This window comes from Enterococcus sp. LJL128, assembly GCF_056924295.1.
The window spans coordinates 16,516-42,681 of sequence record NZ_JBXPBP010000008.1; the positions used below are offsets into that span (position 1 = coordinate 16,516).

The 26,166-nt window shown below is 38.1% G+C and carries 21 protein-coding genes and 1 riboswitch; of the genes, 6 read left to right on the top strand and 15 right to left on the bottom strand.

Going from position 1 to position 26,166, the window contains the following annotated elements; translation table 11 throughout:
- From AC1Z3K_RS10805 to AC1Z3K_RS10825, 5 genes are all read right to left on the bottom strand, one after another.
- Nucleotides 1-408 carry a hypothetical protein gene (locus AC1Z3K_RS10805; protein WP_461732737.1) on the bottom strand — a complete coding sequence of 136 codons (408 nt, stop codon included), beginning with the start codon at nt 406-408 and terminating at the stop codon, nt 1-3.
- A gap of 168 nt (nt 409-576) precedes the next feature.
- A complete protein-coding gene (locus AC1Z3K_RS10810) occupies nt 577-1,059 on the bottom strand; it encodes a phage tail tube protein (RefSeq protein ID WP_461732738.1) in 483 nt (160 codons plus the stop codon).
- Nucleotides 1,060-1,071: 12 nt separating this feature from the next.
- The gene (locus AC1Z3K_RS10815) at nt 1,072-1,518 is read right to left on the bottom strand and encodes a phage tail terminator protein (RefSeq protein ID WP_461732739.1); all 447 of its coding nucleotides are present in this window, start codon (nt 1,516-1,518) and stop codon (nt 1,072-1,074) included.
- A gap of 299 nt (nt 1,519-1,817) precedes the next feature.
- Nucleotides 1,818-2,234 carry an ArpU family phage packaging/lysis transcriptional regulator gene (locus AC1Z3K_RS10820; RefSeq protein ID WP_426082427.1) on the bottom strand — a complete coding sequence of 139 codons (417 nt, stop codon included), beginning with the start codon at nt 2,232-2,234 and terminating at the stop codon, nt 1,818-1,820.
- A gap of 15 nt (nt 2,235-2,249) precedes the next feature.
- The gene (locus AC1Z3K_RS10825; RefSeq protein WP_461732740.1) at nt 2,250-2,549 is read right to left on the bottom strand and encodes a hypothetical protein; all 300 of its coding nucleotides are present in this window, start codon (nt 2,547-2,549) and stop codon (nt 2,250-2,252) included.
- Nucleotides 2,550-2,812: 263 nt separating this feature from the next.
- Between AC1Z3K_RS10825 and AC1Z3K_RS10830 the strand changes: the two genes are divergently transcribed.
- The 4 genes from AC1Z3K_RS10830 (at nt 2,813) to AC1Z3K_RS10845 (ending at nt 6,674) form a co-directional block, all read left to right on the top strand.
- Entirely contained in the window at nt 2,813-3,175 is a 363-nt protein-coding gene (locus AC1Z3K_RS10830) for a helix-turn-helix domain-containing protein (RefSeq protein WP_426082425.1), read from the top strand.
- Nucleotides 3,176-3,191: 16 nt separating this feature from the next.
- Complete coding sequence (locus tag AC1Z3K_RS10835) at nt 3,192-3,872, top strand: ImmA/IrrE family metallo-endopeptidase (RefSeq protein ID WP_461732741.1); 681 nt, start codon at nt 3,192-3,194, stop codon at nt 3,870-3,872.
- A gap of 392 nt (nt 3,873-4,264) precedes the next feature.
- Nucleotides 4,265-5,395, top strand: a complete 1,131-nt coding sequence (locus tag AC1Z3K_RS10840; RefSeq protein WP_426082423.1) for a baeRF6 domain-containing protein — start codon at nt 4,265-4,267, stop codon at nt 5,393-5,395.
- 1,078 nt (nt 5,396-6,473) lie between these two features.
- Nucleotides 6,474-6,674, top strand: coding sequence for a cold-shock protein (locus tag AC1Z3K_RS10845; protein WP_086275065.1), 201 nt, complete (start codon nt 6,474-6,476; stop codon nt 6,672-6,674).
- A 103-nt stretch (nt 6,675-6,777) separates the two neighbouring features.
- Here AC1Z3K_RS10845 and icd read toward each other — a convergent pair whose 3' ends face one another.
- From icd to AC1Z3K_RS10865, 4 genes are all read right to left on the bottom strand, one after another.
- Complete coding sequence (gene icd / locus AC1Z3K_RS10850) at nt 6,778-8,034, bottom strand: NADP-dependent isocitrate dehydrogenase (protein ID WP_461732787.1); 1,257 nt, start codon at nt 8,032-8,034, stop codon at nt 6,778-6,780.
- Nucleotides 8,035-8,051: 17 nt separating this feature from the next.
- Nucleotides 8,052-9,194, bottom strand: coding sequence for a citrate/2-methylcitrate synthase (locus AC1Z3K_RS10855; RefSeq protein WP_461732742.1), 1,143 nt, complete (start codon nt 9,192-9,194; stop codon nt 8,052-8,054).
- Between the two features lie 22 nt (nt 9,195-9,216).
- Nucleotides 9,217-11,934, bottom strand: a complete 2,718-nt coding sequence (gene acnA, locus AC1Z3K_RS10860) for an aconitate hydratase AcnA (protein ID WP_461732743.1) — start codon at nt 11,932-11,934, stop codon at nt 9,217-9,219.
- A 461-nt stretch (nt 11,935-12,395) separates the two neighbouring features.
- Nucleotides 12,396-12,776, bottom strand: coding sequence for a PH domain-containing protein (locus tag AC1Z3K_RS10865; protein WP_426082420.1), 381 nt, complete (start codon nt 12,774-12,776; stop codon nt 12,396-12,398).
- Nucleotides 12,777-12,954: 178 nt separating this feature from the next.
- On the opposite strand from AC1Z3K_RS10865, the gene AC1Z3K_RS10870 reads away from it, so the two are divergent.
- Nucleotides 12,955-14,157, top strand: coding sequence for a YdcF family protein (locus AC1Z3K_RS10870; protein ID WP_426082419.1), 1,203 nt, complete (start codon nt 12,955-12,957; stop codon nt 14,155-14,157).
- 685 nt (nt 14,158-14,842) lie between these two features.
- Here the strand turns inward: AC1Z3K_RS10870 and AC1Z3K_RS10875 are convergent.
- Nucleotides 14,843-16,054: a serine/threonine protein kinase gene (locus tag AC1Z3K_RS10875; protein ID WP_461732744.1), complete on the bottom strand. Its 1,212-nt coding sequence runs from the start codon at nt 16,052-16,054 to the stop codon at nt 14,843-14,845.
- 117 nt (nt 16,055-16,171) lie between these two features.
- On the opposite strand from AC1Z3K_RS10875, the gene AC1Z3K_RS10880 reads away from it, so the two are divergent.
- On the top strand, nt 16,172-16,600 hold the full coding sequence (locus AC1Z3K_RS10880) for an XRE family transcriptional regulator (protein WP_426082417.1): 429 nt from the start codon (nt 16,172-16,174) through the stop codon (nt 16,598-16,600).
- Nucleotides 16,601-16,876: 276 nt separating this feature from the next.
- On the opposite strand, the gene lpdA is transcribed toward AC1Z3K_RS10880, so the two are convergent.
- From lpdA to mgtA, 5 genes are all read right to left on the bottom strand, one after another.
- Nucleotides 16,877-18,283 carry a dihydrolipoyl dehydrogenase gene (gene lpdA / locus AC1Z3K_RS10885; protein ID WP_461732745.1) on the bottom strand — a complete coding sequence of 469 codons (1,407 nt, stop codon included), beginning with the start codon at nt 18,281-18,283 and terminating at the stop codon, nt 16,877-16,879.
- Nucleotides 18,284-18,290: 7 nt separating this feature from the next.
- Complete coding sequence (locus tag AC1Z3K_RS10890) at nt 18,291-19,931, bottom strand: dihydrolipoyllysine-residue acetyltransferase (RefSeq protein WP_426082414.1); 1,641 nt, start codon at nt 19,929-19,931, stop codon at nt 18,291-18,293.
- Nucleotides 19,932-19,957: 26 nt separating this feature from the next.
- Nucleotides 19,958-20,935: an alpha-ketoacid dehydrogenase subunit beta gene (locus tag AC1Z3K_RS10895; RefSeq protein WP_461732746.1), complete on the bottom strand. Its 978-nt coding sequence runs from the start codon at nt 20,933-20,935 to the stop codon at nt 19,958-19,960.
- Nucleotides 20,936-20,937: 2 nt separating this feature from the next.
- Entirely contained in the window at nt 20,938-22,047 is a 1,110-nt protein-coding gene (gene pdhA, locus AC1Z3K_RS10900; RefSeq protein WP_461732747.1) for a pyruvate dehydrogenase (acetyl-transferring) E1 component subunit alpha, read from the bottom strand.
- Nucleotides 22,048-22,722: 675 nt separating this feature from the next.
- Complete coding sequence (mgtA, locus tag AC1Z3K_RS10905) at nt 22,723-25,335, bottom strand: magnesium-translocating P-type ATPase (protein WP_461732748.1); 2,613 nt, start codon at nt 25,333-25,335, stop codon at nt 22,723-22,725.
- 378 nt (nt 25,336-25,713) lie between these two features.
- Nucleotides 25,714-25,882: riboswitch (M-box (ykoK) riboswitch) on the bottom strand.
- Nucleotides 25,883-26,166: the final 284 nt, after the last annotated feature.

The following is a 26,166-nucleotide window of genomic DNA, read 5'->3' on the forward strand; positions in this document are numbered from 1 at the left end:
TCACTTCTTTTTACCATCAACATACTGCTGAAGTTTATTTTTTTCTTGCATCCGTTGATACTGATTCATTACTTCAATAAAAGCTTCAAGAACTGCTTCCACATCTTCACCAGCTTTTTCATATAATTGATGGAAAGCGTTTTTTCCCAAAACAGTATCGATTGTTTTACTGATAATTTCTACTGTTTGATCATATACTTTCTCATTTGTTGATGGTGATGCTTTTTTATCTGTTGCCTCGATCAGCTGTTTTTGCTCCTTTCCAAGCTCTTCTAATACTTGATAATATTCTTTTCTTTTGCGATCACTTGTTAGAAGCTTAAAGTCCAGACCACCAATATTTACTGGAATAAATCCACTACCTAAACCTACATTAATTTCCTTTGATTGTTTGATTTGCTTTGACATGTTGTTTCCTCCTTGATATTCCTTATTGAAAATAATGGAAATGTATAAAATAGTACATAGATTAATATCTGAAAATTCAGACATTTTAAAAAATACTATGAGATTTTACACACTTCCATATCTTATAAGAGTGATACTTTTTTATAATTAACGTCTAAAACATTATTCTTAGGCTTTTTTATCTGATGGCAAGCCATTAAATGAAATGGTACATTCAAAGTTGCCACGCATATTAGCATCTCCACCAGTATGAACAATCCCAGTTAATGTCGCTTTTCCTTCACGTACACGACCATCTGGTTCTGTATGACGGAAGTAAATCAAACGGCCATCACCTGATTTAGATAAGCGCTCACGAATAAACTCTTGAGCAGCATCATCTTGATAACGTCTGTGTCCTTTAAATGCATAAGCACTTGTTACACTTGTTACATCAATATTGCTGCCGCCTTTATCACCATAGTAAGCAAAAGTCTCTGTTTCTTCTTCTGTAGAAGGCTCTACTGTTTGAATACCTGCTGCTAGTTCAAATAGCTGCGGCTCTCCGTCAGCAGTAGGTACTGATCCTACTTCGTATTTATTCATCCAGTTTGGCGCAAAGCCTGTTGCTCCTGTTTCAGCATTAAATTTGATAAGATTTGTTTTTAACATAATTATTTCCTCCTAATTTCTTTTAATAAATAGATTCGCCTTCGCTTGAAGGCTGTAGACAAATGCATCTTCCTCAGTTACTTCTTGTAATTGAGGCAGCAACACTCCCTCACACGTCCGAAGCATAAAACTGTTTGTACCACTTAGAATTGTCTGCAGATTTCCATCTTCAGCAGGTCTGGGCAAATCATCTAATTCCTGATAAATTAGAAATGCATCTCGACGGGCAATTTGCTGATCTTTATTTTTCACACTAACTAGAAAATTTATATTGTAAGATCTTGATCGATCTAGAAACCGAATATCAGTTTCTGATGGTGCATCCAAAATAGCTATCCCTTTTTCATAATTTGTTAACGGTCGAAAAATAATTTCTTTTTCTCCTAAATCATTTTCTCCAACAGATTCCAGCGTTAGCTGATTCAACAAGTGCTCAGCAGTTCTTTCATAAAAATCCATAGTTTCCCTCCTGTTATTACCCTGAAAGCTTTTTTATCTTTCTAAATTGCTTAACTATAATTGCTGAAAGTTAAAAGTTTCAAGAAAAGTTGAAATCAAATCAGTGTTTGTGCATTTTTTTGTCATCATTTCACCACAAAATTAATCAGATTTCATTTACATACAGTAGAGCAAGTTTTATCTTCATCATGCTCTTCTCGAAGGCTCCTCCTTTCATCCGATAAATTTGTTTGTATCGGATGAACTGAGTATACCTTTCATTTGGCCAAAATAACTTTCTCTTTACTTTCAAAATACTGTCACTTTTCTATCACAAGTCTCCCACTGTCATAGGATTCTGCAAAATGAATTAATGCTCTATCCAGTTCTCGATAGAATTTACTCTCACTAATGTGATACTTCATATAAAGGGCTACATTTGTTTCTTTATTATTAATAAATTTGTCATACAATAGCTGTCTTTCAAAGGAGCTTAATTTATTAATTCCTTTCGCAATTTTTCTTAATTCCTGCCCAGCTCTGGATTCCTTTTCAAGAATAAACTCAAAAGAACCACTTCCCCCTTTTTCACTTTGTCTCAGTTCAAATGTATAACTAGAAGTAATATTAGGTAGATCGCTTGCTTCTGCTAACCGAAGCAGTTTGGGATATGCTTTTAGAACCTTGCGAGCATTGTCTTTTGTTTTCTTTTTATCAATTTCGGGGAAAATCATCATTAGTCACGACTCCTTCTATAAAATAATTTTTAGTTGAAATTTTCGTCCATAACAGTCTAGCTTTTCACTTTCTAAAAAACCTTCAAGTTCCGCAGGTGTTAAGCGAAACCTATTGACGACTTCTTCAAAGGAAGTGTAATCAGTCGATTTTCCTGTGGGAAAACGAACAGTTATTAAGTAATTTTCCTCCTGTTCTTCAGAGCAAAATATTTGCTGAGCTAAGTAATCTGCTTTTTTCTGCGCTTCATCGTCTCCTCTTTCCGCATGAGAAAGATAATGACATAGCAGCTTCCCTTTTAATTTTCTAATTTTCATGTTTTCTCTCCTTTCTACATCTTATAAAATAGCTAATTTACTAATACGCTTGACTAAAATTAGCTTTTACGCTATCATTAAGTTAAAGAAAAAAGCAACGAGCGCTTGAACAGATGCTTTATCTGGTCAACCTCATTCACTTCTTTTAAATAATCAGCTCGAAATAGCTTATACGCTAATTATAATAGCTTTTAAGCTAATTGTCAATAAGAAAATTGACTTTTATGCTATTATTTTGTACTAAATTAGAAAGGTTGAGTATTATGAGCTTAACAAACAGAATTAAGGAGCTTGCAGACAGAAGGAAAGTCACTTTCGCTGAACTTGAACGCTCTGTAGGAATTTCCAACGGACAGATTCGGCGCTGGGATGCTTCCTCACCTAAAATTGATAATCTCCAAAAAGTTGCTGATTACTTTCACGTCTCCACTGATTATCTGTTGGGTCGATCAGAGTTTTCTTCCTCTGAAACAGATTTAGAGGACACTTTATCTTCTCAGATTATGTTTCGCATGAATACAGACGGACTTTCAGAGAATGAAGTTACCGAACTAAAAAGCGAAGTAGAACGATTTTTGACCTTCCGAAAATCTGAGATTGAAAGAGAACGTAATCAAAAACAATAGTTAGGCGCGTGATGACATGACAGAGCAGGTCGATGAATATCTTAATTTTTCAGATAAAATCAATGATTTTTTATCAGCATTAATGGTTGCTGAAAATCTTCATTATGAAGATTATTATTATTCTTATGTATGGGATTATGTGAAGGAAAAAGGCGTGGCAATTCGAGGATTTTCTTTTGACGGTATTGCTAAAGAGAGAATTTCTGGAATGATTGTTCAGGACGGCTTGGAAACCACTATTGGTTATAATCAGAATATGGTGGAGAAAAGGAAAAACTTTACTATCAGTCACGAAATCACTCACTATCTTTTTCATCTAAATGAAGAAAATCCGATTTTTACGGATACAGAGAACAGCCTTCACTATTCTTATAATGAGATTCTTCATGAATTTCAGGCCAATATTGGGGCTTCTGCGATATTGATTCCTGATGTCGTACTTTTTCGTTTTTTAAAAAAAGGATGGAGCTTGAGCAGTTTGTCACAGCACTTTGGTATTTCTGAAAGTGCCTTGTATATTCGTCTGATCCAGACAATGCAAGCCTATTTCAACGTTTCCTATATAGCGGCCAAGACAAATGCCGACAATATTCGATATAAATTTTACGGAAAAGGTAAATCAACTGCGGCTGAGCTTGGCAAAAATCTGGAAAGCCGCTTGTTAAGAACCAACCGTTTCATTGAAGCACTGGGATAACTAACAGTATCTCAGTGCTTTTTTCTATACTCAAATCACTTCTATAACACAGTCAAGCATTGAGAGCCTTTGATTTTTGTAGTCATTAACTGACTGCCTCTTTAGTACTAAAACAAAAAACCACCACATCGGGTAATGTGGTGGAAATGAAGGTTGTTATTTACTCTTGGTAGGAGTAAGTATGAAAAACCAATTCGGGATAATTGGCATACACCTATTTTATTACAAAACAAGGCGGAAAACATGAGTAAGTCCTATGGATTTATTAAAATTTCCATGAGAAAAAATCATCTTACCTGACGAATTTCGCAATCATATTATTTCAAACATCCTTCTCCTTGTGCTACACTTTTTAATAGATAGAAAACGTTTCACTATAGGAGGAATTGATTATGTCAGATAACGGAAAAACTCGGTTCAATGAATTATTTTCAGATGATATCCAAGGTCCTTTTGTTACGTTTGTTTTAAACACCCATGTTGCCCATCAGGATATTTCTAAAGATATTTTGGCCTTCAAAAATTTGGGGAAATCGGCAAAAAGCCGCTTTGAAAAACGATTTGCCGAGCATGACTGGGCACCCATCCAAGAAAAAATTGATGCTTTAGAGGCTGATGCCGCTTTTTGGCGGAATACCACAAAAAGCATAACCATCATTTTTACAAAAGATGAAACTTATATATACAAGCTCAATGTTCCCGTCGATAATCAATACTACGTTGGGAAGAAACCTTATTTACTTGGCATTATCAAGGATAATCAGTTTACCTACAACTACTATCTTTTAGCATTAAACAGAGACTCCATGTCCCTATATCTGGTAAATAACCAGATTGTTACTCCAGTAGAACTGCCAGAGGATGCACCGACTGACTTGGTTGGCACTTTAGGTGATGAATTAACAGGGGGGAACTTGAACTACTCTACTAAAGCTGGAACTGGCTATAATGGTTCTGGTAAAGAAGGCGTTGCTTATCATGGCATCAATCCCAAAGATGAAGAGGTTGAAATTGACTGGATTAATTATTATCAAGCTATCGATAACTACTTAAAGGATTCCTTTGATAATCCAGAAAATCTTCCAATTTTTCTTTATGCGCTGCCTGAAAATCAAGCTACGTTTAAGAAAATCGCCAAGAATCCCTATCTCGATACAAGTGCTTCAGTTCCCTCTTCTCCTGCACAAGTAACAATCAAAGAAATAAGCGCAGGTGCGGAAAAGATTAATCAGCATCTAGAAGAATTGGAAACTGAAAACTATAATGAGTTGATGGATAAGAAATTTGTAGACCAGCTAGTCGACATCGTTCCAGCAGCCAAGGAAGGACGATTGTCACATTTCTTTATTGCTACAGCAAACTTTATTAACGAGACTAACGAGATGTCTTCTGAAGAGTTTGACCGTCGAAAACTTTTAAATAATACAGCCTACGCTGTTATCAAGACAGGTGGAAATGTTTTTGTTTTAGAACAGCATGCTGCGCCTGATGAAAAATCACTCTTAGGTATTTTACGCTACTAAAAACAAATCTGTACTAAATTGAGTCCGGAATCTAACTACGATTCCGGTTTTTTCTTTTGTCTGAACCTAAATAAATAATAGGTAATCAAGGGAGCCACTTATAGTTAGCTTCTATCTTTTTTCGTTCATATATTTGTATAAAGCAGTTTTTCCAGAACATTAAAAGGACATTCGCGAATATCTCCGCAGCTTCTCTTTTTCAAACAAAAAACTTAAAACTAAATCTGAAATTTCTGTTTTTTTCCAAGTGCTGCAATTTTATTCAGCTTTTATCCTATCAATACAATATGACATAGAGACAAACTTTAATCATGAAGAACAAAAAAGGCTATCTCCGAAGAGATAGCCAAAAAGGAGTATTACTCAATTAAGAGTAAAATGAAAAATAAAAAGGTTGTTGTTGGTAATTAAAATAATACGCAATTATTCCTTCTTTGTCAACAATTATCCTTAAAACAAGCAAATTTTTTTGACTTAGTAGATTTACTTGTCTTTTACTACTTTCAAAACTATTCTATTTCTCTTTAATTCATTTGTTCCGTTATGCTCTGACAATAGCATTTCATTTTCCTACCCTTTAAGTACAAATTCAATAAAAAGGCAAAAAAAATAGACGTACCTGAAATGCTTCTGCAACAGCAGCTCAGATACGATTTATAATTAAGTAAATCAAATATTCTAAAGAAACCGGGTAAAACTCTCTATTTCGTCTACAGAAACCATTCTCATCTAAACAACTTGAACCCTACCTGCTTTCAAGTCTATGCAGCTCCTAGACTGCGCCTTCGGAATAGATTTCAACGATATGTTCTCTGCCTTCACGTCCATATTTAATGCTTAATATAGCTATAGTATACCAGAAAAATTTGTGATATAAGGAAAAAGATTTTACACTAATGAAAAATTTAATAAATAGCTGATTTACTATGCAAAACTAAAAATGTATGTTATAGTAATAAATGTAGTTTTTGTTCGGTAGTATATGTGTAGTTGTTTCATGTATAGTAAACATCCTCCACATTTTCACCCTTCAAGTAATTGCACAATATTTTTCGAAACATAAGGAGGATTTTCTATTATGGAAACAGGTACAGTAAAATGGTTCAACTCAGACAAAGGTTTTGGATTTATCACAGCTGAAAACGGAAACGACGTATTCGTACATTTCTCAGCTATCCAAGGCGACGGTTTCAAAACTTTAGAAGAAGGTCAAGCAGTTACTTTCGACATCGAAGATGGTCAACGCGGACCTCAAGCAACTAACGTTAACAAAGCGTAATTAGCCTATTAGACCTGACGGATAACCGTCAGGTTTTTTTGTCATCATTTAGAAAGAGTTGTCAGAAAGCGTAACCATCTTTCTGACAACTCTTTTTCTCTCTTTATTGCTCTTTGACCCATTTTGCCAATAAATCACCAAATTCCGAACATTTCAAACAATGAGCGTTTGTCATCTGATCAGCAAAATCTATAGTAACTGTTTTATTTTTTATCGCAGCTTCAATGCTTTGTACAATTAAATCACGAACTTCCAACCAGCCAATATATTCAAACATCAGCGCTCCCGATAGGAGCAGCGAAGAAGGATTTAGCTGATCCAAGCCGGCAAATTCCGGTGCTGTTCCATGAGTTGCCTCAAAGATAGCATGCCCTGTCTGGAAATTTATATTCGCCCCAGGAGCAATACCGATGCCGCCAACCTGAGCGGCCAAAGCATCTGAAATGTAATCACCATTCAAATTCAGTGTAGCAATAACATCATACTCTTCTGGATGAAGCAGGATGTCCTGCAGAAAGATATCAGCAATCCGGTCTTTAATGATAATTTTCCCTTCTGCTTTAGCTTTAGATAAAGCCTTCTCAGCCTGTTCATAGCCTTGCTCTTTTTTTATTGTTAGATACTGATTCCAACTAAAAGCAACATCTGAAAATTCATTTTCAGCCAGTTCATAACCCCATTGCTTAAAACCACCTTCTGTAAATTTCATGATATTGCCTTTATGAACCAATGTAACAGACTTTCTATTTTTCTTAATAGCCTCCTGAATGGCACTTCGAACCAGTCGGACACTTCCTTCCTTCGATACAGGCTTAATTCCTATGGCAGAAGTTTTTGGAAAACGGATTTTTTCAGTACCTAATTCCTGTTTTAGAAAAGTGATTAATTTTTTTGCTTCCACACTTTCCGCTGGAAATTCAATACCCGCATAAATATCCTCTGTGTTCTCCCTGAAAATCAGCATATCGGTAAGCTCCGGGCGTTTGAGAGGAGATGGAACACCTTCAAAATACCGTACCGGTCGATAGCAGACATAAAGATCCAGTTCTTGCCTTAACGTCACATTTAGTGAGCGAAAGCCTCCGCCAATCGGAGTTGTAAGCGGTCCTTTTATTGCTATTAAATGACTTTTAATGGTCTCTAAGGTTTCCTGAGGCAGCCAACTTCCTGTGCTGGTAAATGCTTTTTCTCCCGCTAAAAGCTCCTGCCACTCGACTTCTTTTTCTCCCCCATAAGCTTTTTCAACAGCCGCATCAAAAACAGCTTTAGCTGCTGACCAAATTTCAGGACCAATTCCATCGCCTTCAATAAATGGAATAATTAGCTTATCCGGGACAGTTAACTCCCCTTGTTCGTTCATATGAATCTGACTAAAACTCACGCTTCCATCCCTCCATTTGCCTGTTCAATCGTTGGATAACAACTATATTTTTCTCCTACATAAAAAGACCGCGGGCGAATGAGACAATCTTCTTCCTTCTGTTCGTGAACGTGCCCCAGCCACCCAGATACCCTGCTCATTGCAAACAGCAGCGTAAACAAGTCGCTGTCAATTCCCAAGCAATGATAGACGGTTGCCGAATAGAAATCCACATTAGGAATCAACCCTTTCTTTTCTTTCAAATACTGTTCAATTTGGCAGGAAAGAAAGTACCAATGCTGCTTGTCATCTGCTGCTGTCAGCTTTTGAGCCAACCGTTTCAAATGCTTCTTCCGAGGATCTTCTGTTTTATATACGCGATGACCGAAGCCCATCACTTTCTCTTTTCGGTCCAGTTTGTAGTCTAAATATTCTTCTACTGAGAGATTTCCTTCTGCAATCTCTCTGAGCATATCAAAAACCTTTTCGTTTGCGCCGCCATGAAGCGGTCCTTTTAGGGCACCAATCGCAGCGGTAATGCACGAATATACATCCGATAGGGTCGATGAGCAAACTCTAGCCGTAAATGTACTGGCGTTGAAATCATGATCAGCATGCAGAACCAGTGCCTGATTCATGCCATAAATCTGCATACTGTCCGGTTCTTCTCCGGTAAGCATATAAAGAAAATTTTCCGCCAGCTCTGTGCCGTCCTGTTTAGGCGGAATCGGATCTAAGCCTCGTCTTAAGCGGGCATACGCCGCGATTATAGTGGGGATTTTGGCCTGCAGAGCTAAGCTTTGTTTGTATACAGCTTCCTGATCAGTTTCCTCTGCGAAAGGATCAAATACACCCAAAAGAGAAATCGTAGAGCGCAAAACACTCATTGGGTGCAGATTTTCTCTCGTTTGGATCTTCAGACAGGTGATGATTGTATCAGACACCGGCATTTGAGCATACAACTCCTGCTTGAAGCGGGTTAACTCTTCTTTATTTGGCGCTTTAAGATACCACAGTAAATAGATAACTTCTTCAAACAGGACATTCTTATGAATCAGCTCGTCTATATTATATCCAGCAAATAACAGCTGGTTATCAACGATTGCACTAATTTTTGTTTCAGATACAACGACGCCGTTTAATCCCTTATGAATTTCCATAGACAATTCCTCCTTTGCCTCTTTATAAAGCTGTAACCTTATTTGACAGTTTTTTACGGATAACCATTGGCAAGATTCCCCCATGCTGGTAATAGCTAATATCTACTGGTGAATCAAAACGAACAGTTGCTGAAAATTTACTACTGCTGCCATCTTCTTTTCTCGCAGTAACAGTTACTTCTGCGCCCACCTCTACTGTGTCATCAATTTCAACATCAAATTTTTCCTGGCCTGTCAGTCCCAATGTTTCAGCATCTTCACCAACCATAAACTGTAAAGGAAGAATTCCCATCATCACTAGATTTGACCGGTGAATACGTTCATAACTTTTGGCTATCACTGCCTGAACTCCCAGCAGTTGGACCCCTTTAGCTGCCCAGTCTCTAGACGATCCCATACCGTAATCGTCTCCTGCTAAAAGAACAGTTCCAATCCCTTGCTCTTTGTATTTCATCGCTGCATCATAAATTGACAGCGTCTCTTCATCAGGAAAATAGTTCGTATAGCCGCCTTCAACCTCTGGAACCAGCTGATTTTGAATTCTAATGTTAGCCAAGGTTCCCCGCATCATCACCTCATGGTGTCCTCTTCTGGAGCCGTAGGAGTTAAATGCACGAGGTTCAATACCATGCTCTATCAAATAACGGCCTGCTGGACTGTTTTTAGGAATAATTCCCGCCGGCGAGATATGATCCGTTGTCACAGAATCACCAAATTTGGCCAAAACAGTCAGCTCTTTTAACGGTTTTATTTGCTTTTTCTCCTTCTCCATCTCCTCAAAATAAGGCGGATTGGCAATATAAGTTGAAGCTTCTTCCCAGCCATACAATGGTGAAGCTTCCGTCTGAATCTTATTCCATTCCTCATTAGACTGAAATACTTGCTGATAATGTTCCTTAAATAGCTCTGGTGTAACCCATGAATCAACATATTCTTGAATTTCCTGAGTGGTTGGCCAAAGATCACGGAAATATACTGGTTGATTATTATGACCAGTTCCTATTGGTTCATTCAGCAAATCAATGTTAACTGTACCTGCTAATGCATATAAAACAACCAGAGGGGGCGAGGCAAGATAGTTTGCTTTTACCAGCGGATGAATACGCCCTTCAAAATTACGGTTGCCGCTTAACACTCCTGCTAAAAGAAGATTTTCTTGATTCATTAATTCTTCAATTTCTTCGCTAAGATTCCCTGAATTACCTATGCAGGTTGTACAGCCATAACCTACCACATAAAAACCAAGCTTTTCTAAATAAGGCAGCAGTCCGGCGTTTTCTAAATAAGCAGTCACCACTTTCGAACCTGGCGCCAATGATGCTTTTACTGATTTTGGAACAGTTAATCCCAGCTCAACCGCTTTTTTCGCTGTTAGCCCCGCGCTTAACATGACATAAGGATTCGATGTGTTTGTACAAGAGGTAATCGCAGCAATTGCAACAGCTCCATCAGAAAGCGGGACTTCTGTTCCGTCAATCGTTACAGTGTACTCTTTTCTAGAGGCTGGTACTTGTGAAGGAAAGTTTTCGATAAAGGTTTCTTTCATATGAGAAAGCGGGATTAAATCCTGAGGTCTTTTTGGACCAGCCAAATTTGCTTCGATGGCCGCCAAATCCAATTCAACAATCTGAGAATACGCTACTTGATCTGAAGCAGAATAATACAATTGGTTGGCTTTCAAATAAGTCTGAGCAACTTCAATTTTTTCTTCTTCCCGTCCAGTTAGCTTCAAATAACGTATTGTTTCATCATCTACGGGGAAAAATCCGCAGGTAGCACCATATTCTGGGGCCATATTGGCAACTGTCGCCCGATCAGCAAGCGATAGCGAGGTCAGCCCTGGACCAAAAAACTCAACAAACTTACCAACTACCTTGGTTTCTCTCAATACCTGTGTCACTTTCAAGGCCAAATCAGTAGCCGTCGCCCCTTCTGCCAACTCGTTCACCAAGCGTACGCCTATTACTTCAGGTATTGGAAAATACGATGGTTCTCCCAGCATACAGGCTTCTGCTTCAATCCCGCCAACGCCCCAGCCTAAAACACCAAGGGCATTTACCATTGTCGTATGTGAATCTGTTCCTACCAGTGTATCTGGATATAATAAAATATTAGTATTATCTAGCTCTTTTTGAACAACAACATCTGCAAGATATTCAACATTTACTTGATGAACAATCCCTGTTGCCGGAGGAACCACCCGATAATTATCAAATGCCTTCTGAGCCCAGTTCAGGAAACGATAGCGCTCCTGATTTCGTTGAAATTCCATATTCATGTTTCGTTCCAGCGCATATTTTGTTCCTGCTACATCTACCTGTACAGAGTGATCAATAACTAAATCAACTGGTATTTCAGGGTTAATTTCTTCTGGAGCGCCTCCTAGCTGTGCATACGTTTCTCTTAATGAAGCTAAGTCTACGACAACTGGTACACCAGTAAAGTCTTGTAAGATAACCCTCGCCGGCTTAAATGGCACAAAACCGTCATTCTTCTGATCTGGCTTCCAAAAAGCTAAATCTGTTATATGCTTATCTGTGATTTCTTGGTCATTTTTTTGTCTGAGCACAGACTCCAGCAATGTTCGAATACTGTACGGCAGCCGTGTGATTTCTATAGGATAATCATCTTCTAATGCTTTTAAAGAATAATAATGATAGTTTATTCCGTTTTTAGTGAATATCTTTTTGCTCTTAGTCTCCAAATGATTAAACCTCCTTTTTATCCAAATTTTAATCATTTTCTAATTTTAGTTATTATATCGAGTTACTTATAAAATGTAAACACTTTGAACAACTGCTCACTAAGACTTTGTGACATTCTCCTGACATATCAATGTTAAATTTAAATGAGAATATATTAGTTATTTATCTAATCAAAACCGATAAACCTACTAAGATAAACCGTTTTCATTTTTTTATCAGCAGTGTTCTTTTATTTTATTTACCAGCTAACATCCGCCACTTTCAGAATAATCAAATAATCCGATTTTTCATGTTTCATCTCATTTATATGTTTTTACCCTTTTCAGTTAATTACGAATGGTCTCTACTTAAAAACTTCTCTATCTAAATGAATCAAATAAAAGTAAAAAATGACCGTTCTTCCTAGTCCTACAGGAATGAACGGTCATATAATTATATGTTTTTAACTTTTAATTGTTCTTGATGAGCGACTAAAATCAGACGTTTTACCACCTGATTATCCTAAAACAGCTACTGCCAGCGCTCGCTGAATAGCTAGGATATCTTTGTCCTTGTTAAACTGCAGCACTTCTGCCGGCTCTATGCCGCTGGATATCCAAATTCGTAATTCCCCATCCAAATCAAAATGTCCCGATGTTTCTACAGAGAATCTTGAGATTGCCCGGTATGGAATTGATTTGTATTCCGTCTTTTTTGCTGTCATGCCTTGTTTGTCTATTATTAACAAACGTTTATTTGTGAAAATTACCATGTCGCGAATCAGTTTAAATGCAAGCTCAATTTGTTCACCTGGAACTAAAAAATCCTTTAGCTTTTCTTCTGCTTTTTCATTTGACTGTGCAGAAGCATTACCAATCAAACCACTAAATAATCCCATCTTATTTCTCCTTACTCGTTTTTACCTATTATAACAAATCCCTGATAGACCGCAAAGGTGCTTTTCACCTAAATCACAACATTCTAGACTCTCTTAAAATATAAAAGAAAAAGTTTTTGTTATCTTTTATGTATATTTTTCGCTATACTTAGGATGGATTATATTTAAAGGAGCTGTAATGAAAATGAATTTTGATTTATCATTAGCCTTGATTTTTCTGATAGGACTAGTACTGATTCCCTTATGGCGGAAAAAACGCATGAAAAGCCGGCTTTTCCCAGTATTCATCTGGACCCTTGGCTGTTTCAGCATTTATCTTCTCTCTTTAGAGATCAAGGATCGAACTTATTTTATTTTAATTCCGCTTTTTTTCTTTTGTCTATTTTTCTTTTTTTATCGAAGAGAAAAAAGACGCTTGATAAATGGATTGCTGTTTAATTTCTTTTTAGTCAGCTTCGGCTTGTACTTAGGGCTATTAGCCATCAGCAGCCGCAGTCCATTTTTGATTTTTCTGCTTGCTGGAATTTTTGTCCTACTACTTCTATTGTTATTGGTTGGTATTTATGCACTAATCATCTTTCTTTATTGGAATGCTGTTGTTGTCTGGCGTAAAGAAGGGCACTCGCTAGCTAACCTGCTTACCTTGCTGCTGGCACTTGCGTTGACAGGTTTCCTTATACTCAGCTATGTTTCCGGACGTTACCTGCCTCTATGGGCCGCATCACTATTTTCTATGTTTCCAATGTGCATCGCTTATTTTGCCATCGTTTTTTATAATTTCCTAACTATTTCTGTGCTTTATCAGTTTAACAGACCAAAGTACACTCAGCATTACATTATTGTTTTGGGAGCTGGTCTGCTTAACGGGAAAACCGTCCCACCGCTATTAGGCAAGCGTATTGAAAGAGGCATTCAATTTTATCAAAAGCAAAAGCAAGCGACTGACGTGCCGCCCAAGCTGCTAATGTCAGGCGGTAAAGGAGATGATGAGCATTTGGCTGAAAGTTTAGCCATGAAGCAATACGCTCTAGAAAAGGGCATCCCGGAAGAAGATATTTTAGTTGAAGCCAACTCCAAAAACACCTTGGAAAACATGAAATTCTCTAAAGAAATTATGGAACAGGATTTTGGCGGCACCAGCTATCAGGCAATTTTCACCACAAATAATTACCATCTGTTCCGTGCCGGCCTTTTTGCCAAAGAAGCAAACATAAAAGCTGACGGCATCGGCGCAAAAACGGCTTTTTACTTTTTACCAAATGCTTTTTTAAGAGAATTCATCGCCATTGCAATGATGCGAAAAAGACGCCATCTCATCATTTGCTCACTGATTGTTGCCATGAATATTTTATTTGCAATCATTCAACTGTTGTTTGGCTAATTCAAAAGAAACAGGATAAGGACTTCCAAAAATGGAAGGCTCCTTATCCTGTTTCTTTTGTTGCTACCCTTTTACTCTACCTTTTTCATACTCCTTTTAGCTGCTGTATACTTATGCTACATCAGCTAAACAAAATAACGAATCAAGCAACCAAAGTTTTCAATCAAATAGTCTTTGACATGGGGATACATTTGATTTTTTAACTCTAAAAGAAGCGAAAACTGATTGAATGCATCAAAAACATTGGGCTGTCGATTGAGTGTACCTGCTTATAGAAAAAACATTGTTCTGTCCCCTAAAACACTTTCATTTAACTCTTAACCCCTTTAATAACAGAACGTCGTTGATTCAATAAACATTTGATGTCACTAGACAATTGCAAACTAACGCGAAAATCATGGCAGTCTCCTGCTGTCTATAGCCCTTTAAGAATAACAAGTCTACCAAACTTCAGCTGTTGGTCTGACAGCTGTCTTTTATTCTTAAAACAGGCTAGATGATTTTCTGGTTTGCTGATCCGTATTTCTATAGTAATCATACTCAATCTGTCGATTTAAATCTTATGCAATATGCATAATTCGACGCTTTTTTGTTTTAATACCGTAAATGCTGATTAACAAGGGCCTATCTTCCAACACTCAAATGCAAATAAGCAGGAAAAAGCTGTTGTTTCGAGCTTCCATTTTTATATAACTGGCCTAAAAGCAAAATAAAGCAGCAGCAGCAAGAACCAGCATACAGCGAGAACCACATATCCGATTACCCGTTTCGTTTGGAAATCTGATGATAATAGGGGTAAATCGCGATGGAAATCAAGAAAATTTGTATACATCATCATCGGAATAATAAAAATCATAAAAAAATCTGTTAAATCAAGAATCTTCTCATAAGTCTCTGCACTACTTGAAAAGATATAAACAATTTGATTAATCGAAACAGCGTAGAACGCAACGGCCAGCACCTTCTTCCACCACTGTCCTGTTCTAAAGCCGGGAACGTATTGGCTAAAAAAGTTCTGTTTCTTTTTTTTATTTGTAGAGAAAACCTGAGCATCGAACCTCTCAGATTCTTGTTTTTTTGGGGGAGCTGATACAGGTTTTGGCAGTTCAAAATCAGTTTTGTTTTGAGTAGAAGCCAGTTGTTCATTTGCTCTCGCTTCAACGGAATCCAATAATTTCAAACTGGTAATTACTGCCGCTCTCATAGCTTCAGCTGTCTGATAACGGTCACTCGGATCAATCCGTACCGCTTTTGAAATGATTTCTTTCAGTAAAGGCTCTTCAGTCAATTTATTTTTAGGATAATCTAAAGTGGCACAGACATTCATTACAACGCCCAAAGAATAGAGGTCACTGCGCTGATCCGTTTCAGCAAACCCAAACTGCTCAGGTGCCGCGAAACCTACAGTTCCCAACTGCACCGTATCTGTATCTTTTTCTCCGCTAATAATCCGAACTGCATCAAAGTCAATCAGTTTAATGGTCTCATCGTTTGTAATCATTATATTTGATGGTTTAATATCTCGATGAATCACGCCATACTTATGCAGCTCTGACAACCCAGCTAAAATATCTCTAGCGAGCTCCAGAATCTGCCTCGTATCCATCTGTTCAGGTGAACGAATGCGGTCACTCAAGGTTGTTCCATGGATATACTCCTCGTAAAGAAATAATTGCTTTTCTTCAACAAATACCTCTTCAATTTTAGGTAAGTTGATATGCCTGATTTGCTTCAGGGTCTCTAAGCTTTCTCTCAAAGCTATTGGATATTGTTTTTTTACCCAGAACTGCTGATTTTTTTCACTTCGTACCAGTACAGGACCATTCTCCTTAGCCGTTAACTCCTCGATATGTCGATACCCATTCAACGAACGCTTTTCTGTCCACTCATTTTCCATTTATCGCTAACCCCATTTTGCTCAATTTTACAGGATAATAAAAAAAACACAGGAAGATATTTTATCTTTCTCTAAGTCATTGTATACTATTTTTATACCATTTTAAAGGAGCAGAAAATGAAAGAAAAAGAAACACATCAATTATTGAATTCTTTAAAACAAGCTGAAAGTTTTAAAACCGCAATTTCTGAAACAAAACCTCATACAATTGAATACAATATAGAGCAGCAGCTTTCTGACTGGTTGAATAAAAAAAAACTTTCTAAAAGCTCTGTGCTAAGAAAAGCCGGGATTGCCGAAGCTACTGGTTATCAGTACTTTGATGGAAAGCGAAAGCCGCCTAGAGAGCGTCTGATTGCTCTGGGAATCGGTATGACACTGACTTTAGATGAGCTGAATGAGTTGCTGAAAAAAACCGGTTTTGCTCAGCTTTATCCTAAAAACAGCTGGGATGCTGTGGTTATTTATGGTATTATTCAGCAATTAACTATCCCGGAAATTGATGATCTTTTGTATCAGGAGAGCCTGAAAACATTTACTGATTGATTTGTTGCCAGCCCATCTATATGCTACTCTTCAGATTATGAGCAAAAACTTTTCTGTTATTTCCGCTAAGGATTGTGCATGCAATTAATCAAAAAAACTGGATTATAGAAAAATTAGTTGGTATATTTGGTGGTCGTTTTAGGAAGAACAATAAAATATAACTAAAAAAAAAAGAAACCTATCCTTTGATTTTATCGGTTTCTTTTTTTGAATTTTATAGTAAAAAACCGGGCTTGGCCAGCCCGGTTTTTCTGTGTGACAAAATATATGATATGCTTAAATATGGATTGGCAAACCTAAAGCCAATTCAGAAGCATCCATAACAATTTCCCCTAGAGAAGGGTGTGGGTGGATAGTCAATGCAATGTCTTCCGCATTCATCCCTGATTCAACAGCTAGCGCCATTTCAGAGATCATATCACTTGCGCCTACACCAGCAATTTGAGCACCGATAATCACGTTATCTTCAACAGTCGTTACCAGACGGACAAAGCCTTCTGTTTTGCCTAATGAGATAGCGCGGCCGTTACCGGCGAACGGGAATTTATAGCCTTTGGCTTCAATTCCAGCTTCTTTTGCTTCTGCAACAGTCATCCCAACAGATGCTAACTCAGGATCTGTAAAGGCTACTGCCGGCATTGCTTTATAATCAACAGCTACTTTTTTGCCAGAAATGGCTTCTGCTGCGATTTTTGCTTCATAACTAGCTTTATGAGCTAGAGCGGCTCCTGGAACGATATCTCCGATTGCAAAGATATTCGATACATTTGTACGTCCTTGATTGTCTACTTTGATTAAGCCGCGCTCACCAAGCTCAACACCTGCTTGTTCAAGTCCTAAATCATCTGTATTCGCACGACGACCTACCGTAACCATCACATAATCCGCAGTTACTTCTTCTTGTTTACCATCTACTTCGTATTTAACAGTTACGCTGTCACCGTTATCGACTGCTTCTTTTGCCATAGCAGAAGTGACAATCTTCACACCTTTTTTGGCAAAATCATCGACAACAAGCTTCACCATATCTTTTTCATAAGTTGGTAAAATTGAAGGAGTTCCTTCAATAATCGTTACTTCAGAACCAAGATTAGCATAAGCGCCACCCAGTTCTGCGCCAATAACACCGCCGCCGATAATTACGAACTTTTCTGGTACTTCCTTTAAGTTTAATCCGCCTGTTGAATCCAGAACACGTCCGCCGAACTTAAATCCTGGAATTTCAATTGGGCGAGAGCCAGTTGCAACAATTGCATTATTGAATGAGTATGTTTGTGCAGAATCCGGATGAATAACACGAAGTGTATGATCATCTACAAAAAATGCTTCTCCTTCAATAATTTCTACTTTGTGCTTTTTCAAAAGCATGCCTACACCGGAAGTTAATGTATTAACAACTTTGTTATCTTTCCATTCCTGTGTTTTCCCGAAATCTAATGAAACATTTTCAGTCGTTACACCAAACAAAGTTGAATCCAGTGATTCTTGATAATGATGACCAGCAGCGATTAGCGCTTTAGAAGGAATACATCCTACATTCAGACAAACTCCGCCGATAAATTCGCGTTCAATAATCGCGACCTTCTGTCCCATTTCGGCAGCACGGATGGCAGCTACATAGCCGCCAGGTCCCGCACCGATTACAACTGTATCTAATTCAATGGCAAAATCTCCTACTACCATTTGTCAATCATCCTTCCATCAATAATAATTCTGGATCAGCTAGTAAACGTTTGATGTTGTTCATTGCTTTTTGAGCAGTTGCACCGTCAACAATACGGTGGTCGAAACTCATTGAAAGTTTCATCATGCGACCTACAACAATTTCACCATCCGCATTTACTACTGGTTGTTGAGCAATTGTTCCTACACCTAAAATAGCGACTTCAGGGTAGTTGATAACTGGTGTAAACCAGCCGCCGCCAACTGAACCAATATTGCTGATTGTGATAGTTCCATCACGCATGTCCTGAGCAGCTAATTTTCCTTCTACTGCCAGACCGGCTTTTTCATTAATCTCATCAGCAATAGCAAACATACTCTTTGTGTTCGCATTTTTAACATTAGGAACGTACAGACCATGATCCGTATCTGTTGCAATCCCAATATTAAAGTAATTTTTATAAACGATTTCCTGTTTTGCATCATCAATTGAGGCATTTAACACAGGGAATTTTTGAACAGTTGCTGTCAATGCTTTAACAACATATGGCAAGAATGTTAATTTTGTACCATTTTCTGCAGCAACATCTTTGAATTTCTTACGATGATCCCATAGCTTGGATACTTCTACTTCATCATGCAGGGTCACATGCGGAGCTGTATGTTTGCTGTTTACCATTGCTTTCGCAATCGCTTTACGTGTTGGTGTCATTGCTTCACGTGTTTCCAATTCACCCAGGCTTGAAGTAAATGTCTGTGCCGGCTTAACTGGTGCAGCTGCCGTTGTTTCTGCAGATGTAGAAGCTGTATCCTTCGCTGGTGCAGTAGTTTCTGCAGCCGATACTGAACCACCATTAGTTAAGAAGCTGTCAATATCTTCTTTAACGACACGTCCACCTTTACCAGTTGCTGATACCTGAGTGATATCTACATCTTTTTCACGAGCATATTGACGTACTGACGGCATTGCTAAGACCCGCTTGTTTGGATCAGCTGCTGCAACAACTCCAGTCGATTCAGTAGCTGGCGCACTCGCTGCTTCTGTTTTCGCAGGTGCTGCTGATGCTGCACTACTTGAAGGAGCTGAATTATGTCCCGGGGCATCGATTTCAACCAGTACATCACCAACATTTGCTACAGTACCTTCTGATACAACAATTTTCTTCACAGTCCCAGTCACTGGCGACGGAATTTCTTCCACTGATTTATCATTTTGCACTTCTAAAAGGGTATCGTCTTCATTAATTGTATCGCCTTCTTTGACGAACCATTTTACGATTTCGCCTTCTGCAATTCCTTCACCAATATCTGGTAATTTGAATTGGAAAACCCCTGTATTGGAATCAGCAGCTGCTGTTGGAGTCGCTGCGGGCTGTGCAGGGGTTTGCTCTTGAGCCGCAACCCCGCTATCGCCTTCATTGTCTTCATGTCCTGGTGCATCAATTTCAACCAGTACATCACCAACATTTGCTACAGTACCTTCTGATACAACAATATTCTTTACTGTTCCAGTCACTGGAGATGGAATTTCTTCCACTGATTTATCGTTCTGCACTTCTAAAAGTGTATCATCTTCATTAATTGTATCGCCGACTTTAACGAACCATTTTACGATTTCGCCTTCTGCGATTCCTTCACCGATATCCGGTAGTTTAAATTGATAAGCCATCGTTTCTTTCTTCCCTTCTTTACTTATTAAAATTCAGCGATTTCCTTCACTTTTGCTTCGATATCAGAAGCGTTAGGCAACCAAATATTTTCCGCTTGACCAAATGGGAAGATGGTATCTGGTGCTGATACACGGCCAATTGGTGCTTGTAGTGAAAGAATAGATCTTTCTGAAATTTCTGAAACCACTTGGGCAGCAACGCCCGCTTGTTTTTGAGCTTCCTGAACAACAACCACACGTCCAGTTTTTTCAACCGAAGCAATAATTGTTTCGATATCAAGTGGAGCGACTGTGCGCAAATCGATGATTTCTACAGAAATATTTTCCTTTTCAAGATTTTCTGCAGCTTTAATTGCTTCACGAACCATTGCACCATAAGTGATAATTGACACATCTGTTCCTTCACGGGTAACAGCTGCTTTGTCTAAAGGTACTTCGTAAGCTTCGTCCGGCACTTCCTCACGGAATGAACGATACAATTTCATATGCTCTAAAAATACAACAGGGTCATTACTTCTAATAGAAGAAATCAACAAGCCTTTGGCATCATAAGGGTTAGATGGGATAACCACGCGCAATCCTGGAGATTGAGCCATCAAACCTTCTAAATTATCCGAATGAAGTTCAGGTGTATGAACGCCGCCGCCAAATGGAGAACGAATTGTTACTGGAATATTTCTTGTACTGCTCATACGGTAACGAGTACGTGCCATTTGAGCCACTACTGCATCCATTGTTTCAAAGATAAAACCGAAAAACTGAATTTCAGGAACTGGACGGTATCCTTCTAAAGCTAGTCCAAATGCCAATCCGCCAATACCGGACTCAGCCAAAGGAGTATCGAATACACGATCTTCGCCAAACTTTTCTTGTAAGCCTTCTGTTGCACGGAATACACCGCCGTTTTTACCAACATCTTCACCAAAAACCAATACATTTTCGTCGTTCTCCAGCTCAAGAGCTAGAGCATCAGTAATAGCTTGAATCATTGTTTTTTGTGCCATGATTATTTCGACTCCTTTGCTTCGTAAATTGCAATTTGTTCTTTAATACTTTGTGGTTGAACTTCAAACATGTTTTTCAGGAAGTGAGAAACTTTTTGTTTGCCAACTTTATCAGCTTCTGCAATTGCAGTTTTAATTTGTTCTTTTGTTTCTTCAATAATTTGTTCTTCTTTTTCTTCAGACCACAAACCCTTTTCAGTTAAGTAGTTACGGAAACGAATCAACGGATCTTTTGCTTGCCATTCGCCGTCCATTTCTTTTGAACGGTAACGAGTTGGATCATCACCAGACAATGTATGCGGACCATAACGGTAAGTTAGTGTTTCAATCAATACTGGACCATTTCCTTCTGCTGCCCAGTCGCGCGCTTCTTTAGCTACAGCATAAACAGCCAATGGATCCATACCATCTACTTGAATCCCGGGAATTCCAGCCGCTACAGCTTTTTGTGCTAGTGTTTTAGCAGCAGTCTGCTTCTCACGAGGAGTGGAAATTGCAAAACCATTATTTTGAATAATGAATACACCATTTGCTTGATAAGCGCCAGCAAAGTTAATTGCTTCATAGAAGTCCCCTTGAGAAGAACCACCGTCGCCAGTATACGTGAAGACAACGTTTTTCTTTCCGCGTTTCTTCATACCAAGAGCAACACCTGCTGCTTGGATATATTGCGCTCCAATGATAATTTGTGGAGGCATTGCATTTAAATCTTCAGCATACATATTCCCGCCAGCATGTCCTCTTGACCATAGAAATGCTTCTTTCAAAGGAAGACCATGTTGTACAAGTTGAGGCACATCGCGATAACCTGGTAACAAATAATCTTCTTTTTCCATCGCAAAATGACTTGCCAGCTGACTTGCTTCCTGTCCAGCAGTTGGAGCATAAAAGCCCAAACGTCCTTGGCGGTTCAACGCAGTTGAGCGTTGATCAAGTACACGGGACCAAACCATACGTGTCATCAATTCTACTAGTTCTTCATCGGATAAATCTGGTACTAAATCTTTGTTTACTACTTTCCCCTCTTGATCCAATACTTGATAAGTTGGGAACTCTGCGTTGACTTCGTCCATTAATTGGTTGAAATCAATAGGTTTTTGCTTCTTTGCCATTTTGTCACACAATCCTCTCTATTAACGATTCTTATTATTTCGAAAAAATGAAACAGCAATTTAAACTGTATCACTTTATCGGCTACATATACAAATTATCATTAATCAATGAAAAGAGCAAGTAAAATATTCTATTTTCCAGGAAAAAAGACTTAGCCTTAAAAAGACTGATAAAACAGCGGTTAGTGATAAAAATCACAAGCAAGAAAACGTTTCATTCTGTTTCCTAGCTGTTTTTGCTTTATTCCAACTGCTGTTACAGTATTTACATCAAAAAAATATAACAGCTCATTAATTGTAGTAATTATCTACACTTATTCTACTTGCTCACTTATTAACTTTCCAATCATAACCATTGAAAAATGATTAGAAAACAAAATAGTCGTATCCTTCAATTTAACTTTTGTCAAAAGGAGTTTAAAGAATTTAAATAAAGCTCTCATGCTTTAAAAAATCCCTTTTCAAAAAAAAATTCCTATTATTGTTATTCCCTAAAAGAGCTTTATGTATTTTCATTTCAATAGCTATCATCTTTTAAAATTGTAAGCAATACCTACATATTAATGATACGGGAAATAATTAAAAATGTGAAACAATATGTATTATATTAATCACTAGTCACTTTATAAAAAAAGATTCCGACAAAAGTCGAAATCCTTTTTAAATTATTCGCTGTTAAATCCATTCCTTTGTCAAACGAATATATAGTCTTTTCGCAAATTCCACAGTAATTAAGTATAGCAAAATAATGACGATAAACCAGCCCCAGTAAGCACCTGGCAGAGCAGTGAAATCAAAAACAGCTTTAAGGGGACTTAATACTAAGCCGATTCCCAATATAATGGCAGCCAAGCTTGTCATTATAACAGGTACTGATGCAATACTTTGAATAAACGGCAGCTTTCTTGTACGAACCATATGAACCACTAAAGTCTGGCTTACCAAGCCAACTACAAACCATCCTGTTTGGAATAAACTTTGACTAGCTACCGTATTAGCACTGAAAACAAACCACATAACCAAGTAGGTCATGATATCAAAAATACTGCTGACAGGACCAATACATAATGTAAATTTGGCTAAACTGTTAATTTCCCAGCGAACAGGTTTCACCAGTTCTTCCTCATCAACATTGTCCCACGGAATTGTCAACTGAGCGACATCGTAAATCAGATTTTGAATCAGCAGTTGAATGGATAACATAGGTAGAAATGGCAGAAATGCACTGGCTACTAAAATGGAAAAAACATTTCCAAAATTTGAACTAATGGTAATCTTGATATATTTCATCATGTTGCTGAAAACCTTACGTCCTTCAATTACACCTGATTCAAGTACATTGAGGCTCTTTTCAAGCAGGATTATTGAACTGGCATCCTTTGTAATATCAGCTGCTGTATCTACTGAAATACCCACATCTGCTTTTCTCAGAGCTGGGGCATCGTTTATGCCATCTCCCATAAATCCTACAGTATGACCATTCTTTTGCAGCGCTTCAATCAGTCGTGATTTTTGCATAGGATTCAGCTTCGCAAATAGATTCGTCTTTTCGACTTCCTCCGCCAGTTGTTCCTCTGACAGTTCATCAAGCTCTGTACCTAAAACAACATGAGAAACCTCAATGCCTACATCACTACACACTTTCTTTGCGACAATATCATTGTCTCCTGTCAATACCTTCACATTTACACCATGCTCATGGAGAGAGCGGATTGCAGTAATAGCAGATTTTTTGGCTGGATCTAAAAATCCCATAAACCCAATCAATGTCATATTCTGTTCATCTTCTGTATTATAAATTGGTTCACTATGAACATCTTTTTTCACAGCAACAGCAATCACACGCATTCCCTGCTCATTCATCCGCCGGTTGACAACCCGCATATTTTGCCGCAGTTCTTCGGTTAATGCTACAACCTCTCCGTTAATCTCAGCATGTGTACACACTGCTTCCATCTCTTCCACAGCGCCTTTGGTCACCATAATTTGATGGCCATCACCATTCACAACTACAGTCAGCCTTCTTCTTGAAAAATCAAAAGGAATTTCATCCAGCTTTGTGACTGATTGAAATGGGGCCTGGCGGTTGTTTTCTTCATAGTAGTTGATTACAGCAATATCCATAAGGTTTTTCCAACCAGTCTGATAATGAGAGTTCAGGAACGCCATATCCAGTACCTGCTCATTCTCATCACCTAACGGATCCAGGTGTTGAACCAGAACAACTCGATCTTCTGTGATTGTTCCAGTTTTGTCTGTACACAAAACATCCATACTACCAAGATTTTGAATAGATGGTAATTCCTTTACGATTACTTTATGCTTAGACAAGCTAAGGGCTCCTTTGGCCAAATTGCTGGTTACAATCATCGGCAGCATTTCAGGCGTTAACCCTACTGCAACAGCGATTGCAAAGAAGAAGGCTTCTCCCCACTCGCCTTTTGTTAAACCATTAATCAAAAAGACGATTGGAAATAGTACAACAACCATCCGCAGCAGAAACTTGCTAACTTTAGTCAAACCAATGTCAAAGGAGGTTTTCCCTCTTTGCGTTGTTGCATTTTTAGCAATATCTCCAAAAAATGTCCGCTGCCCTGTTTTTAAAATAATTGCTTTTCCCTGACCACTCAACACATCAGTTCCCATAAAAATCAAATCCTGCATGTCTAATGCGGAAACCTCTTGTTGGTCTGTTGTAATCCCTGCCTCAACAAATTTTTCTACTGGCATTGATTCTCCTGTTAAAGAAGACTGGTTCACAAACAAATCCTTTGTCCAAAACAAAACTGCATCCGCTGGAATCATATCCCCGGTTGCTAAAGTCACAATGTCTCCTGGCACCACTTCATCCATAGGAATTTCTTTCGTTTCTCCATCCCGAGTAACAGCCGTTGTATTTTCAATCAGTTCTTTCAATGCCAAACTTGCTTTTTGAGAACGATATTCTTGCACAAACGTGATAACAACACTAGCTAGAATCATTAGGCCCATCACAATTGCCGCTTCATAATCGCCTGTTACAGCGGATACAACCATCAATAGTGCTAGTACAAAAACAAAAGGATCTTTGAAAGCCTCTAAAAACATCAGCGGTGCAGGCGTTGGCTTTTGTGCTGATACTTCATTAGGACCAAATTCTTCTAAACGCTGCTCTGCATCCTCTGTAGAAAGCCCTCTTTCTGATGTCCGCAGTTCCATCATTAATTCCCGTTCTGATAATAATGCCAGTTTTTTTAGTTCTTGCTCTTTTGTTTCTTTTTTAAAATCTGTTAATTTTTTATTCATCATTATCTTTTCCCCCGATTATTCTGCCTAACCGGAAAAGAAAAGTTCTATCCGATCAGACAAAGATTATTGTTCATTCGCCTCTGATGTGGGTCTTCCATGATAATCTTCCTCTCTGTCTTTCCCTTTATTTTAAGTATTGAATAATTCCTGCATGCTCCTGTTCACAGCCTTGTCTGATTTAAGCGATACTTCGCTCTCTTCGTTCGCCAAGTACTTTTCATCATCTGCTCTGTAGACAATCGCAGTGATTCAAACAGATGTCACAACGCTCTTTTTCTCTCGCCTTGTACTATTTAACATCTGATTGCTAGCAATCCGTGTTAAATAGCAAAACGCACACTCAACAATAGAGTGTGCGTTAAAATAGCAACTTAAATAATAGTTTCTCTATCGTTGAGCTTTAGCACTATAGGGCGTAGATAATTTCTTATCAGCTACGTTATGAATAACCTTCACGATCATTCCTGTTCAACCAACTAAGAGTCTCTCGATTCTTTCGCGGCAGCAGCCTGTGTCCATATAGGAGCCTCACCTAACAATTCATATTCAATTCTATAATCAAACTCATAATAAAGCATTATCTGATAAAAGTCAAAACAAACCAATCGTTATTTTATTTTTTTCGTTATTCTAAAGAACGCAGAGTGAATATTCTCACAGCTCTATAAACAAATCTAGAATTAACAATTGTGTTGCCTTTCTCAAAAAAGAACTTGAAAGAAAAATCAGATATTCTCTGTTTTTCATTTCAAGTTCTATGATTGTATTCACTTTTTATCTTACGAGGAATTATTTGATATAAAACCAATCATCTTGTTTGGTACTATATTT